General features: G+C 70.8%; 11 protein-coding genes and 1 pseudogene. 5 read left to right on the top strand and 7 right to left on the bottom strand.

Annotated features, from left to right (window positions below):
• Positions 1 to 1,011: pseudogene (locus BM223_RS28820) on the top strand (hypothetical protein); the annotation flags it as partial.
• A complete protein-coding gene (locus tag BM223_RS28230) occupies positions 993 to 1,613 on the top strand; it encodes a hypothetical protein (protein WP_038681631.1) in 621 nt (206 codons plus the stop codon). The pseudogene BM223_RS28820 and the gene BM223_RS28230, both read left to right, overlap by 19 nt.
• On the opposite strand, the gene BM223_RS03405 is transcribed toward BM223_RS28230, so the two are convergent.
• On the bottom strand, positions 1,576 to 2,637 hold the full coding sequence (locus BM223_RS03405) for an alpha/beta hydrolase (RefSeq protein ID WP_235319053.1): 1,062 nt from the start codon (positions 2,635 to 2,637) through the stop codon (positions 1,576 to 1,578). The two genes, BM223_RS28230 and BM223_RS03405, sit on opposite strands and share 38 nt — an antisense overlap.
• Before the next feature lie 103 nt (positions 2,638 to 2,740).
• Between BM223_RS03405 and BM223_RS03400 the strand changes: the two genes are divergently transcribed.
• The 3 genes from BM223_RS03400 to BM223_RS03390 all read left to right on the top strand — a co-directional run bounded on the left by BM223_RS03400 (position 2,741) and on the right by BM223_RS03390 (position 6,673).
• Positions 2,741 to 4,903 carry an RNA degradosome polyphosphate kinase gene (locus BM223_RS03400; RefSeq protein WP_082003791.1) on the top strand — a complete coding sequence of 721 codons (2,163 nt, stop codon included), beginning with the start codon at positions 2,741 to 2,743 and terminating at the stop codon, positions 4,901 to 4,903.
• A gap of 119 nt (positions 4,904 to 5,022) precedes the next feature.
• Positions 5,023 to 5,640 (top strand): DUF47 domain-containing protein, encoded by a 618-nt coding sequence (locus BM223_RS03395; protein ID WP_038681635.1) that lies wholly within the window; start codon positions 5,023 to 5,025, stop codon positions 5,638 to 5,640.
• Positions 5,641 to 5,644: 4 nt separating this feature from the next.
• Positions 5,645 to 6,673, top strand: coding sequence for an inorganic phosphate transporter (locus tag BM223_RS03390; RefSeq protein ID WP_038681638.1), 1,029 nt, complete (start codon positions 5,645 to 5,647; stop codon positions 6,671 to 6,673).
• A gap of 73 nt (positions 6,674 to 6,746) precedes the next feature.
• Here the strand turns inward: BM223_RS03390 and BM223_RS03385 are convergent, their stop codons facing one another.
• The 6 genes from BM223_RS03385 to BM223_RS03360 form a co-directional block, all read right to left on the bottom strand.
• Positions 6,747 to 7,487, bottom strand: coding sequence for a response regulator transcription factor (locus tag BM223_RS03385; RefSeq protein ID WP_052139011.1), 741 nt, complete (start codon positions 7,485 to 7,487; stop codon positions 6,747 to 6,749).
• A gap of 32 nt (positions 7,488 to 7,519) precedes the next feature.
• Positions 7,520 to 8,299 carry a phosphate ABC transporter ATP-binding protein PstB gene (gene pstB, locus BM223_RS03380; RefSeq protein WP_038681640.1) on the bottom strand — a complete coding sequence of 260 codons (780 nt, stop codon included), beginning with the start codon at positions 8,297 to 8,299 and terminating at the stop codon, positions 7,520 to 7,522.
• A gap of 11 nt (positions 8,300 to 8,310) precedes the next feature.
• Positions 8,311 to 9,366: a phosphate ABC transporter permease PstA gene (gene pstA / locus BM223_RS03375; RefSeq protein ID WP_038681641.1), complete on the bottom strand. Its 1,056-nt coding sequence runs from the start codon at positions 9,364 to 9,366 to the stop codon at positions 8,311 to 8,313.
• The gene (gene pstC, locus BM223_RS03370) at positions 9,363 to 10,334 is read right to left on the bottom strand and encodes a phosphate ABC transporter permease subunit PstC (protein WP_038681643.1); all 972 of its coding nucleotides are present in this window, start codon (positions 10,332 to 10,334) and stop codon (positions 9,363 to 9,365) included. The genes pstA and pstC overlap by 4 nt, the downstream gene beginning before the upstream one ends.
• A gap of 89 nt (positions 10,335 to 10,423) precedes the next feature.
• The gene (pstS, locus tag BM223_RS03365) at positions 10,424 to 11,521 is read right to left on the bottom strand and encodes a phosphate ABC transporter substrate-binding protein PstS (protein ID WP_038681646.1); all 1,098 of its coding nucleotides are present in this window, start codon (positions 11,519 to 11,521) and stop codon (positions 10,424 to 10,426) included.
• A 197-nt stretch (positions 11,522 to 11,718) separates the two neighbouring features.
• Positions 11,719 to 12,591 (bottom strand): NUDIX hydrolase, encoded by an 873-nt coding sequence (locus BM223_RS03360; protein ID WP_038681648.1) that lies wholly within the window; start codon positions 12,589 to 12,591, stop codon positions 11,719 to 11,721.
• Positions 12,592 to 12,605 lie beyond the last annotated feature (14 nt).

Raw genomic sequence — 12,605 nt, 5'->3', positions numbered from 1 at the left:
GAGCCCGAGCCGATCGCGGAGCCCGAGCCGATCGCCGAGGTTGAGCCGAAGCACGAGGAGTCGGACTCCTTCACCTCCGTCGCGGCCCAGATGGCCCAGATCCGGGCGCGTCTGCGCGCCGAGGAGGACGGTCCCGCCGAGCCCGAGGTCATCGAGCCGGAGCCCGAGTCCGAGGTCGAGGCGGCCGCCGCCGACGCCCCGGCGATCGCGGACGACGACCGGCCGCCGTCCCTGCTCGAGCAGTGGCACGCGTCGGCCGGGTCGGTGCCGGTGGCCGAGGTCGCGTCGGTGCCGGACGAGACCGATGAGCTGATCGACGCCGAGGACGACGACTCGGCGAGCGAGGACTCCGAGGAGCCGCCGACGCCGTGGCGGATGCGGACCGCGGCCGAGCTCGTGGACGAGGCCGACGAGATCCAGCCCGAGCCCGAGCCCGAGCCCGAGCCGGAGCCCGAACCAGAGCCGGAGCCGGAGCCCGAGGCAGTCATCGAGCCCGAGCCCGAACCAGAGCCGGAGCCCGAACCAGAGCCAGGGCCCCAGCCGCAGCCGGTCGCCGCCTTCACCACCAAGACCACCACCAAGCCCATCCCCTTCCACGCCAAGCGCGGCAACGGCAGCCTGGCGCCGGTCGCGATCCTGGTCGCGCTCGCCTGCGCGGCGGTCGTCGGCCGGATGGCGATCAAGGGCAGCCTGTGGGACGACATCGGGTTCAGCGCGACGCTGACGGTGGCGGCGGCGGTGCTGCTGGGCTATGCGCTCAAGGTGTCGAGCTCGTCCCGGAGCGTCCACATCGACGAGGTGGGCGTGCTCAAGGTGACGGTGGGCGACACGAACAGCCAGTTCGACCTGACCAGCCCGAACACGAAGATCGAGCAGACGGGGACGCCGGGCCAGCGCAACTGGCGCGTGCTGATCCTGCGCCGGAGCATGTCCCCCGTGGTCATCGACGCGCGGATGGTCGAGCCGCGCACGTTCCTGGAGGCGCTGCGCCAGTGGCGAACGGACCTGTAGAGCCCGACGAGGCGACGTCGCTCCGCACCGAGCGTGACGACCTGCTCCGGCGCTGCGAGGAGGCCGAGGCGCAGGTCGCGGCGCTGACCGGTGAGCTGGCGGCGGCGCGGGAGCGGATCGCTCAGCTCGAGGCCGACGGCGGCTCGCTGTCCTTGTTCGACGGCGACCCGGCGCCGGGCAGTGACCGGCTGACCGGTGACGGCAGCGACCCGCGGATCCTGTCGCTGGTGCTCGGGGCGACGGCGGTGGTGGCCGCGATGGTGGCGCTGCTGGCGCTGCTCAACGGCAAGATCGCGACGCCGTTCGGCGTGGTGATGATCGCGCTGACGATCGGTCTGGCGTGGGGCGCGGCGCGCACCCGGGTGGTGCCGGTCGAGGTGAGCGTCGTGCGCGGCATCGTGTACGTCGAGCAGGGCGAGACGACCTACCGGTTCGACCTCCGCAAGCCCGGCACCCAGGTCGAGATCAGCGGCCGCCCGGGCGAGAGCGGGTGGGCGGTGCGCTTCCCGCGCCGCAACCTCGACCCGTTCGTCGTCGACGGGTCGATGGTGGACGCGGCGGACTTCACCCGTCAGCTGCGCGAGTACCGCCCCGAGCTGTAGCCAGCTCCCGCAGCCGCCCGGCGATCTCGAGGACGGCGGCCCGGCTGGACCGGCCCACGCCGACGATGTTGAGGAAGCCGTGGATCTGGTCCACGAACCGGCGCAGCTCGACCTCGGCGCCGGCCTCGACCAGGTGCCGGGCGTAGGCCTCGCCCTCGTCGCGCAGCGGGTCGAACCCCGCGGTCACCACGTACGCCGGCGCGAGCCCGGGAGGCAGGGCGACGTCGAGCAGGTTGACCCGCTCGTCCGCACGCGCCTCGGGGGTCGTGAGGTAGGTCGCGGTGAACATGTCCATCGACTCGGCGGTGAGGTAGAGCCCCTCGCCGAACAGCCGCAGGCTCTCGGTGTCCCGGTCGATGTCGGTGCACGGGTAGACGAGCAGCTGGAACGCCAGCGGGATGCCGTCGCGGGCCGCGGCGATGGCGGTCCAGGCGGCGATGTTGCCGCCGGCCGAGTCGCCGCCGACGCCGATCCGGTCCGGGTCGACGCCGAGCTCGTCCGCGTGGTCGCGCACCCAGCGCAGGGCGGCCTCGGCGTCGTCGAAGGCGGCCGGGAAGGCCGCCTCGGGGCCGACGCCGTAGTCCACCGCCAGCACCGGGACGCCGGACTCCTCGGCGAGCACCCGGCAGGGGGCGTCGTGGGAGTCGAGGTCGCCGTAGAGGAAGCCGCCGCCGTGGAAGAAGAGCAGCAGCGGGGTGCCCTGGTCGGCCGCGTGGGCGCCGTGCGGAAGGTAGTGGCGGGCGGGCAGGCCGGCGACGACGAGGTCGCGGACGGCGCCGATGGGCTGCCGGCCGCCGGCGAGGGCGGCGTTGGCGCTCAGCGCGGCCCGGCCGGCCTCGAGCGAGGCGCCGCCGAGCTCGCCGCGGCGGGCGAGCTTCTGCATCCCCAGCAACAGCTGGAGGTCGGGCGCCAGGGTCTGCCCGTCGAGGACGAGCGGGCGCCCGGACAGCGCGCGCTGCACCGTCGCCGGCAGGCTCAGCAGGGTCTTCAGGGCGCCGCCCTCGATGGTCGCTCGCAGGTCCACGGGCACAACTTACCCGTGAGTCACCTCGGTGGGGAGGGGTGCTCGCCCGAGCGGGCACCGCGACGTCACCTCGCGTTCACCCGGAACTGCCACACTCGATCACATGTCCCTCGAGCAGCAGCCGGACCTCGCCGTCGTCCCGTCCGAAGGCCACCCCGCCGACCCGGCCGCGCTCGATCTCGACGGCATCCCCAACCCCGGTCTCGTCGCCGCGATCGAGGACGTCGACAACAGGTTCATCGACCGCGAGCTGTCCTGGCTGCGCTTCAACGAGCGCGTGCTCGAGCTCGCCGAGGACGAGAGCCTGCCGCTGCTCGAGCGGGCCCGCTTCCTGGCGATCTTCACCAGCAACCTCGACGAGTTCTTCATGGTCCGCGTCGCCGGCCTCAAGCGCCGGATCGCGACCGGCCTCGCCGTCCGGGCCGCCAGCGGGATGATGCCGCTCGAGGTTCTCGAGGCGATCTGGCAGCGCACCGCCGAGCTCAGCCACCGCCATGCGCGCGCCTTCCACGACCAGGTGATCCCCGAGCTCAACCAGCAGGGCATCGAGCTGGTCCGCTGGTCCGACCTCGACCGCGACGAGCAGAAGTTCTGCAAGCGCCTCTTCAAGGACCGCATCTTCCCGGTGCTGACGCCGCTGGCGGTCGACCCGGCGCACCCCTTCCCCTACATCTCGGGGCTCTCGCTCAACCTCGCGGTCGTGATCCGCAACCCGAAGACCGAGAAGGAGCTGTTCGCGAGGGTCAAGGTGCCCTCCAACTTCGACCGCTTCGTGGCGCTCGGCAACGCCCGCTTCGTCCCGCTCGAGGACGTCATCGGCGCCCACCTCGGCCGGCTCTTCCCCGGCATGGACGTGCTCGAGGCGCACACCTTCCGGGTCACCCGCAACGAGGACCTCGAGGTCGAGGAGGACGACGCCGAGAACCTCCTCGCCGCCCTCGAGAAGGAGCTCCTGCGCCGCAAGTTCGGCCCGCCGGTGCGCCTGGAGGTCGAGGAGTCCATCGCGCCGTCGGTGCTCGAGCTGCTCGTCTCCGAGCTCGACATCAGCCCCAAGGAGGTCTTCCGGGTCCGCGGCCCGCTCGACCTGCGCGGCCTGCACTCCATCGCCGACCTTCCGCGCGACGACCTCAAGTACCCCTCGTTCGTCCCCGCCACCCACGCCCGCCTGGCCGAGGTCGAGTCCGCCGCTCCGGTCGACGTCTTCAAGGCGCTGCGCCGGCGCGACGTCCTCGTGCACCACCCCTACGACTCGTTCGCGACGTCCGTGCAGCGCTTCATCGAGCAGGCCGCCGCCGACCCCCACGTGCTCGCCATCAAGCAGACGCTCTACCGCACCTCCGGCGACTCCCCCATCATCGACGCCCTCATCGACGCCGCCGAGGCCGGCAAGCAGGTGCTGGTGCTGGTCGAGATCAAGGCGCGCTTCGACGAGCAGGCCAACATCCGCTGGGCCCGCAAGCTCGAGCAGGCCGGCTGCCACGTCGTCTACGGCCTGGTCGGTCTCAAGACCCACTGCAAGCTGGCGATGGTGGTCCGCGACGAGCCCGAGGGCATCCGCCGCTACACCCACATCGGCACCGGCAACTACAACCCGAAGACCTCGCGGATGTACGAGGACCTCGGCCTGCTCACCACCGACGAGACCATCGGCGAGGACGTCGCCCACCTCTTCAACAACCTGTCCGGCTGGTCGCGCAAGGCGACCTACGACCAGCTGCTCGTCGCCCCCGACTCGGTGCGTGCGGGCCTGGTCGAGCAGATCCACGCCGAGATCGCCCATCACCGCGCCGGCCGCCCGGCCGGGATCCGGTTCAAGGCCAACTCCGTGGTCGACGAGGAGACCATCGACGCGCTCTACCTGGCCTCGTGCGAGGGCGTCCCGGTCGAGCTGCTGGTGCGCGGCATCTGCGCCGTGCGTCCCGGCGTCCCGGGCCTGAGCGACCACATCCACGTCCGCTCGGTGCTCGGCCGCTTCCTCGAGCACAGCCGGATCTTCTCCTTCGAGGGCGGCGGCGAGCCGGTCGCCTGGATCGGCTCCGCCGACCTCATGCACCGCAACCTCGACCGCCGCGTCGAGGTGCTGGTCCGGCTCCCCGACGCCTCGCGCGACGAGGTGCGCCGGCTGCTCGACCTCGCCTTCGCCCCGACCACCCAGGCCTGGGTGCTGGGCCCCGACGGCGAGTGGAAGCGCAACGCGGGCGTCGACCACCTCCAGGAGAAGCTCATCGAGCAGCAGCGCCGCCGCCGGGCCGACACGCCGCGCTGACCTGCGGCAACGCGCCACGTGCGCGGAGCCACACCGGCCGGGGCACCCCTCGGGTTGCGTTCACCGGCGCGTGACCCCCTAGCATGAGCGCGTTCGCCTCCGCCTCAACGGGAGTCCATGTGGGTCTGCGTCTGCGTCCGGTCGATACCTCCTTCTACGACCTCTTCACCCAGTCCGCCCAGCACCTCGTGGGCGGCGCCGAGCTCCTCGCGGAGATGCTGTCCGACTCCTCGGACAAGGCCGACGTCGCCGAGCGCATGCGCGCGGCCGAGCACGCCGCCGACGAGACCACCCACGAGATCGTGAAGAAGGTCAACAGCACCTTCGTCACGCCGTTCGACCGCGAGGACATCTACTCCCTCGGGTCGGGCCTCGACGACATCATGGACATGATGGACGAGGCGGTCGACCTGATCCTGCTGTACGAGGTGAAGGTGCTGCCCGCCGAGCTGTCCGAGCAGGTCGACGTCATCCAGCGCTGTGCCGAGCTGACCGCGGCCGCGATGCCGCGGCTGCAGTCGATGCAGTCGCTCGACGACTACTGGATCGAGATCAACCGTCTCGAGAACGCCGGCGACCGCAACCACCGCCGCACCCTCGCCAAGCTGTTCTCCGGCGAGTACCCGACGATCGAGATCCTCAAGCTGAAGGACATCGTCGAGTCGCTCGAGGGCGCCATCGACGCCTTCGAGAAGGTCGCGAACACCATCGAGCAGATCGCCGTCAAGGAAAGCTGAGTCTGTGACTCTCACGCTGGCGATCGTGATCGCCGTGGTCGTCATCGCCCTGGCGTTCGACTACACCAACGGATTTCACGACGCCGCCAACGCGATCGCCACCTCGGTCTCGACCCGGGCGCTCACGCCGCGGATCGCGCTGACGCTGGCGGCGCTGATGAACTTCATCGGCGCGCTCCTCGGCCAAGAAGTCGCCAAGACCGTCGCCGACGTGATCACCATCGAGGATGCCAACGGCACCTTGCAGGTGGGCGTCCACCACGGGCTGGTCATCGTCATGGCCGGCCTGCTCGGCGCGATCATCTGGAACCTGATCACCTGGTACTTCGGCCTGCCGTCGTCGTCGAGCCACGCGCTGATCGGTGGCCTGGTCGGCGCCGCGATCGCCGGCGGGGTCAGCGTCAAGTGGGACACCATCGTGCAGAAGGTGCTCATCCCGATGGTGGTCTCGCCGCTGTTCGGCTTCCTCGCGGCGTTCGCGGTGATGACCGCGATCCTGTGGATCTTCCGCAAGAGCAACCCCCACAAGGTCAACCGCGGCTTCCGCGGCATGCAGACCGTCTCCGCCGCCGCGCTCGCGCTCGGCCACGGCCTGCAGGACGCCCAGAAGACGATGGGCGTCATCCTGCTGACGCTCGTCATCGCCTACCCCGGCTCGTACGACATCGAGACGCTGCCGATCTGGGTCGTGCTCGCCGCGGCCGGCGCCATCTCGGCCGGCACCTACGCCGGCGGCTGGCGGATCATGCGGACCCTCGGCCGCAAGATCATCCACCTCGACCCGCCGCGCGGCTTCGCCGCCGAGTCGGTCGGCGCCGGTGTGCTCTACACGACCGCCTTCGTCTTCCACGCGCCGATCTCAACCACCCACACCATCACCTCCGCGGTGATGGGCGCCGGCGCCACCAAGCGGCTCTCCGCCGTGCGCTGGGGCATGGCCCGCACGATCCTCGCCGCCTGGGTGTCGACCTTCCCGGCCGCCGCGCTCGCTGCGTGGGGCTGCTACGAGCTGCTCCACCTCGTGCTCCTCTGACCCCTCTCCTGTCGTACCGGACAAAACGGTCGCGGATCAGCCGTTTTCACGACCGTTTTGTCCGGTACGACGGTCAGACCACGGTGAGCGAGTACCCCCGCCCCCGGATCCGGCGGACGTCGGCGACGTCGCCGAGCCGGGTCCGCAGCCGGGTGACGTGCATGGCGATGGTGTTGCCGCCGGGGCGCTTCCCGTCGGCGCCCCACAGCGCCTCGCGCAGCTCGTCGTCGGTGACCACGCCGGGCGACGAGAGCATCAGGGCGCGCAGGAGCTCGAACTCCTTGAGCGGCAGGTCCGCGATCCGCGCACCGTTGACGCGCACCGCGTACGCCGTCGCGTCGAGCTCGATGGGTCCCACCTCGAGGGTCGCGTGCTCGGCGACCGAGCGCGGGGCGTGGGTGAGGAGGTCCCAGAGGTGCTGGGCGGCGTACGGGCGGACGGTCACCGCGGAGGCGCCGGCCAGCATCAGCGGGCCCACCGCCTCGGTGGTGGGGTCGTCGGCGCCGCCCGCCCCCGCGATCACGTACGGCGAGCCGTGCTGGCGGATCAGCCCGACGAACTCGTCGGCGGGGATCCCCGGCGCGCCCGCCGCGACCACGACGGCGTGGGGGTCGGTGCGCCCGAAGGCGACGAGGCCGTCGAGCGTCGTGCCGACCCAGGTGACGTGGACGCCGCGACCCGCCATCGCCTCCGCGAGCGCGCCTCCGTCGTCGGCCGGGTCGACCACGAGGAGCTGGGCTCCCGCGGACTCGACCCAGCGGTGCAGGTAGGCGCGCACGGACTGGCGACGGGCGTCCCGACGCCCGTCCAGCATGCCCATGTCGTCTGGTCCGAGAACCCGCCGGCTCAGCCGAACCGGCCCGAGATGTAGGCCTCGGTGGCCGGGTCGTCCGGGTTGGCGAACATCTTCTTCGTCGGGTTGAACTCCACCAGGTGGCCGGGCTCACCGGTCGCCTTGAGGTTGAAGAAGCCGGTGTCGTCGGAGACCCGCGCCGCCTGCTGCATGTTGTGGGTGACGATGACGATCGTGTAGTCGTTCTTGAGCTCGTGGATCAGGTCCTCGATCGCCGAGGTCGAGATCGGGTCGAGCGCCGAGCACGGCTCGTCCATCAGCAGGATCTGCGGCTCGACGGCGATCGCGCGGGCGATGCACAGACGCTGCTGCTGGCCGCCGGACAGGCCCATGCCGGGCTTGTTGAGGCGGTCCTTGACCTCGTTCCAGAGGTTGGCGCCGCGCAGCGACTTCTCGACGACCTCGTCGGCGGCGTTCTTCTTCAGCTTGCCGGCGTTGAGCTTGAGACCCGCGAGCACGTTGTCGTAGATCGACATCGTGGGGAACGGGTTGGGCCGCTGGAAGACCATGCCCACCTGGCGGCGGACGGCGACCGGGTCGACGCCGGGCTCGTAGAGGTCCTGCCCGTCGACGACGATCTTGCCCTCGACGCGCGCGCCGGGGATGACCTCGTGCATCCGGTTCAGCGAGCGCAGGAAGGTCGACTTGCCGCAGCCCGACGGACCGATGAAGGCGGTCACCGCGCCGGCCCGGACCGTCATGTTGACGCCCTGCACGGCGAGGAAGTCGCCGTAGTAGATGTTGACGTCGGAGACGTCGATGCTCTTGGCCATGGTGTTGCCTCTCAGCCCTTCTTGGGCGCGAAGATCTTGCCGACGATGCGTGCTGCCAGGTTGAGCACCATCACGATGACGATGAGGATGAAGGCGGCGCCCCAGGCGATCGCCTCGGCGGGAGCGTCGCCCCGCAGGTTCTGGCCGTAGATGAGGACCGGGAGCGTCGTCATCGCGCCGTCGAAGAGGTTCATGTTGGTGCGGTCGGTGGCGCCGGCGATGAGCAGCAGGGGCGCGGTCTCGCCGATGACCCGCGAGATCGCGAGCGTGATGCCGGTGAGGATGCCGCCGAGCGCGGTCGGGAGCACGATCCGCACGATCGTCTTCCACTTCGGCGTGCCCAGCGCGTACGCCGCCTCGCGGAGCTCGTCGGGCACGAGCATCAGCATCTCCTCGGTGGCCCGCACCACGATGGGGATCATCAGGAGCGACAACGCCACCGAGCCGCCGATGCCGGACACGTACGCCGGCCCGAAGATCAGCGTGAAGAGGGCGAACGCGAACAGGCCGGCGACGATCGACGGGATACCGGTCATCACGTCGACCAGGAAGGTGATCGCCTTGGCCAGCTTGTTGCCCTTGCCGTACTCGACCAGGTAGACCGCGGCCATGACGCCCACGGGCACCGAGATGATCGTCGCGCCCAGCGTGATCAGCAGGGTGCCGATGATCGCGTGGTAGATGCCGACCGGCTGGTCGATCTGGGTCTTGAAGAACGAGTAGCTCAGGAACGTGCCGTCGATCCGCCCGGCACCCTTGCTGACGACCCGCCAGACGAGCGAGACGAGGGGCACCACGGCGACGCCGAAGGCCGACCAGATCAGCGCCGTCATCAACCGGTCGGTCGCGCTGCGCCGGCCCTCGATCGCCAGCGACCACAGCGGCAGCGCGACGATGTAGACGACCACGGCGAGGACGATGGCCCCCACGACGCCCATGCCCAGCACGAGCATCAGCGCGCCGAGGGCGACCGCGATGACGCCGGTGATGGCCGGCGCCTGCCGCGGCAGCCGCGGCTGGACGAGCGAGACGTGCACCCGCGTCGAGACCTCTTCGAGCGTGCTCATCGAGCCATCCGCCTCTCGCTGCGGCCCACGATCCAGCGGGCGAGGAAGTTGACCAGGAAGGTCAGCAGGAACAGCACCAGACCCGTCGCGACCAGGACGTTGAGCAGGTCGGCGCTGCGCTCCTTGTACTTGAGCGCGATGTTGGCGGCGATCGAGGTCGGGCTCGAGGTGGCGAGCACGTTCCAGGACAGGTCGAAGCCGACCGAGAGCACCATGGTGACGGCCATCGTCTCGCCGAGGGCGCGGCCCAGGCCCAGCATCACGGCCGAGACCATGCCGGAGCGGGCGTAGGGGAAGACCGTCATCCGGACCATCTCCCAGCGCGTGGCGCCGAGGGCCAGCGCGGCCTCCTCGTGCAGCCGCGGCGTGCGGGAGAAGACCTCGCGGGTGATCGCGGTGATGATCGGCAGGATCATGATCGCCAGCACGATGCCGGCGGTCAGCAGCGTGCGACCGGCCGGGCTCGGCTCGCCGAAGAGGTGGCCGATGACCGGGATCGGGCCGAGGTGGTCGTGCAGCCACTGGTGCATCGGGACGAGCTTCTTGGCCAGGTAGAAGGCACCCCACAGGCCGTAGACGACGGACGGCACGGCGGCCAGCAGGTCGATCACGTAGGCCACGGGGGCCGCGATCCACCGCGGCGCGTAGTGGCTGATCACCAGCGCGATGCCGAAGGCGAGCGGCACCGCGATGATCAGCGCGATGATCGAGGCGGTGAAGGTGCCGACGAGCAGCGGGACGACGTACCCGACGAAGCTCTCGGCGTGCGGCCCGTAGACCTCGGCCGGCTTGGTGAAGCCGGTGACGCCCTTGATCGCCAGGAAGATGAAGACCCCCGCGAGGGCGGCCAGGATGCTCAGTCCGGCCAGGAGGGCCGCGCCGCTGAAGATGCGGTCGCCGGCCCCACCACGGACGCTGGCCCAGGAGGCCGCGGGGGCGTCCTCGGCCTCGGTGGTGGGTGCTGTCACGTCGTTCGCCTTCGTGCTCGGAGTGGGGGTGCTGGGGCTGACGGAAGGGGTGAGGCACGCGTCGCGCGTTCCTCACCCCCTCCGGTGGATCACTTGGCGGAGATGCCCGCCACGATGTCCTGGACCTTCTTCGCGGTCTCGGGCGCGAGCTTCGCCGAGCCGGCGAAGTCGGCAGCCTCGGCCTGGCCCTCGTCGGAGACGATGTACTCGAAGTAGCCCTTGACGTTGTCGGCCTCGGCCTTGTCGTCGTACTTCTCGCAGGCGATGAGGTACGACAGCAGGATCACCGGGTAGGCGCCGGCCTCCGTGGTGGTGCGGTCGACGTCGACGGCGATGTCGGTGGCGTCGCGGCCCTCGACGACCGGGGAGACCTCGACGGTCTTGGCGGCACCCTCGGGGGACGGCGCGACGTAGGCGTCACCGACCTTGACCGAGACGTGCTTCAGGTCGCCGGTCTGGCTGGCGTCGGCGTAGCCGATGACGCCCTCGGTGTCGGTGATCGACTTGACGACGCCCGACGTGCCCTCGGCGGAGAGACCGCCGGAGACCGGGAACGCGTCCTCGGCCTCGTACTTCCACGAGTCCGGCGCCACCTTGTTGAGGTAGTCGGTGAAGTTCTTCGTGGTGCCCGAGTCGTCGGAGCGGTGGACGGGCGTGATCTTCAGGTCGGGCAGGTCGACGCCGTCGTTCTGCGCGGCGATGGCCGGGTCGTTCCACTTCGTGATCTTGTTGTCGAAGATCTTCGCGAGCGTGTCGGCGTCGAGGTTGAGCTCGTCGACACCCGGGAGGTTGTAGGCGACGGCGATCGAGGAGATGTAGGCCGGGACCTCGACGATGTTGCCGTCGCAGCGCTCCTTGGCCTTGGTGAGGTCCTCGTCCTTGAGGTAGGAGTCGGAGCCGGCGAAGGACAGCGCCTTGGCGATGAACTGGTTGCGGCCATCGGTGGACCCGAGGAGCTGGTAGTCGACAGTGAGGCCGGTGTTCTTGCCCTGGAACGCGGTCTTCCACGCCTCCTGGGCCTTCTCCTGCGACGTGGCGCCGCCACCCTTGAGCGTGCCGCTGAGGCCGGCGGAGTCGTTGTTGTCGTCACCGGAACCGGACTCGTTCGAGGCACCGCAGGCGCTCATGAGCAGGGCCAGAGCAGCGACACCGGGCACCGCGGCGCGGCGGATGGTCTTGAGGTTCAAGGAACTTGCCTCTCAGGGGTGAGGGGCCTTCTCGATCCGCCCCTCGATGCGTACTGGACGACCATGAAGTTAGGCAGCGTCGGTAACGCAACTCCCCGGCGGATCTGAACGCATGGTGAACAGTGGCGGTCGGGGCGGGGAGACGGCGTGGCGCCGGTCTCAGGGCCCGGGCCAGGGGGCCCGGTCACGGGGCGCGGTCAGCGCGGCTGGTGCCGCTCGACCGCCACGATCCGCCCCTTGCGCACGTGCAGGACGAGCATCTCGGCCGGGGCCAGCCCGTCGTCGGGGGCGAGCTCGACGCCCGCGGCGTCGTACACCAGCGGGAGGACGGGGCGGTGGGTGCAGAGGACGGCGTTCTCGGCGGTGGCGCCGTCGCCGTCGAGGAGCTCGTGGACGATCTTGGCGACCGGGCGCGGGGCGGCGTTCTCCTCGGTGAGCCGGGGGCGCAGGTCGAAGGGGTAGCCGGCGGTCTCGGCGTAGGGGCGGACCGTCTGGACGCAGCGGGTGCTGGTCGAGGTGACGACCCGGGTGACGCCGTACGCCGCGAGGAGCGGGACCAGGCGGTCGGCCTCGGCCTCGCCGACCTTGAGGAGGGTGCGTCCGGCGTCCGGGCCGCGCCAGGCCGAGCGGGAGCGGGCCCGGGCGTGGCGCAGGACGACGACCGCGTGGGTCTTGCGACGGACCCGGAGGGCGTCGGCGAGGGTCTCCCGGTCGCGGTCGTAGGTGAGCCGCTCGGGGGCGTCGGCGACGGGCACCCAGGCGACCTGGTCGATCTCGTCGTTGGGCCGGTACGCCGACACGTCGTCGTCGCCCACGACCCGGCCGGTCCAGTAGTGGACGGTCTTCATCCGGCGCGCGACCGGGTAGCGCTGGGTGGGCAGCGGCGGCCCGAGCCGGACGTGGACGCCGGTCTCCTCGGCCACCTCGCGCACGGCAGCCGCGGTGGCGTGCTCGCCGCGGTCGAGCTTGCCCTTGGGGAAGGACCAGTCGTCGTACTTGGGCCGGTGCACGAGCAGCACCTCACGTCCGGGACGGAACGCGACCACGCCGGCAGCGAGGATGTCGGGCACGGGCCTAGGGTATG

The organism is Pimelobacter simplex, assembly GCF_900114845.1.
Classification (GTDB): Bacteria; Actinomycetota; Actinomycetes; order Propionibacteriales; family Nocardioidaceae; genus Nocardioides; species Nocardioides simplex.
This window is presented reverse-complemented; position numbering and strand designations above follow the sequence as displayed.

Coding starts and splice junctions, on each gene's coding strand:
- BM223_RS03400 (WP_082003791.1), top strand. CDS start 2,741: ATGTCCCTCGAGCAGCAGCCGGACCTCGCCGTCGTCCCGTCCGAAGGC.
- BM223_RS03385 (WP_052139011.1), bottom strand. CDS start 7,487: ATGCTGGACGGGCGTCGGGACGCCCGTCGCCAGTCCGTGCGCGCCTAC.
- pstB (WP_038681640.1), bottom strand. CDS start 8,299: ATGGCCAAGAGCATCGACGTCTCCGACGTCAACATCTACTACGGCGAC.
- pstA (WP_038681641.1), bottom strand. CDS start 9,366: ATGAGCACGCTCGAAGAGGTCTCGACGCGGGTGCACGTCTCGCTCGTC.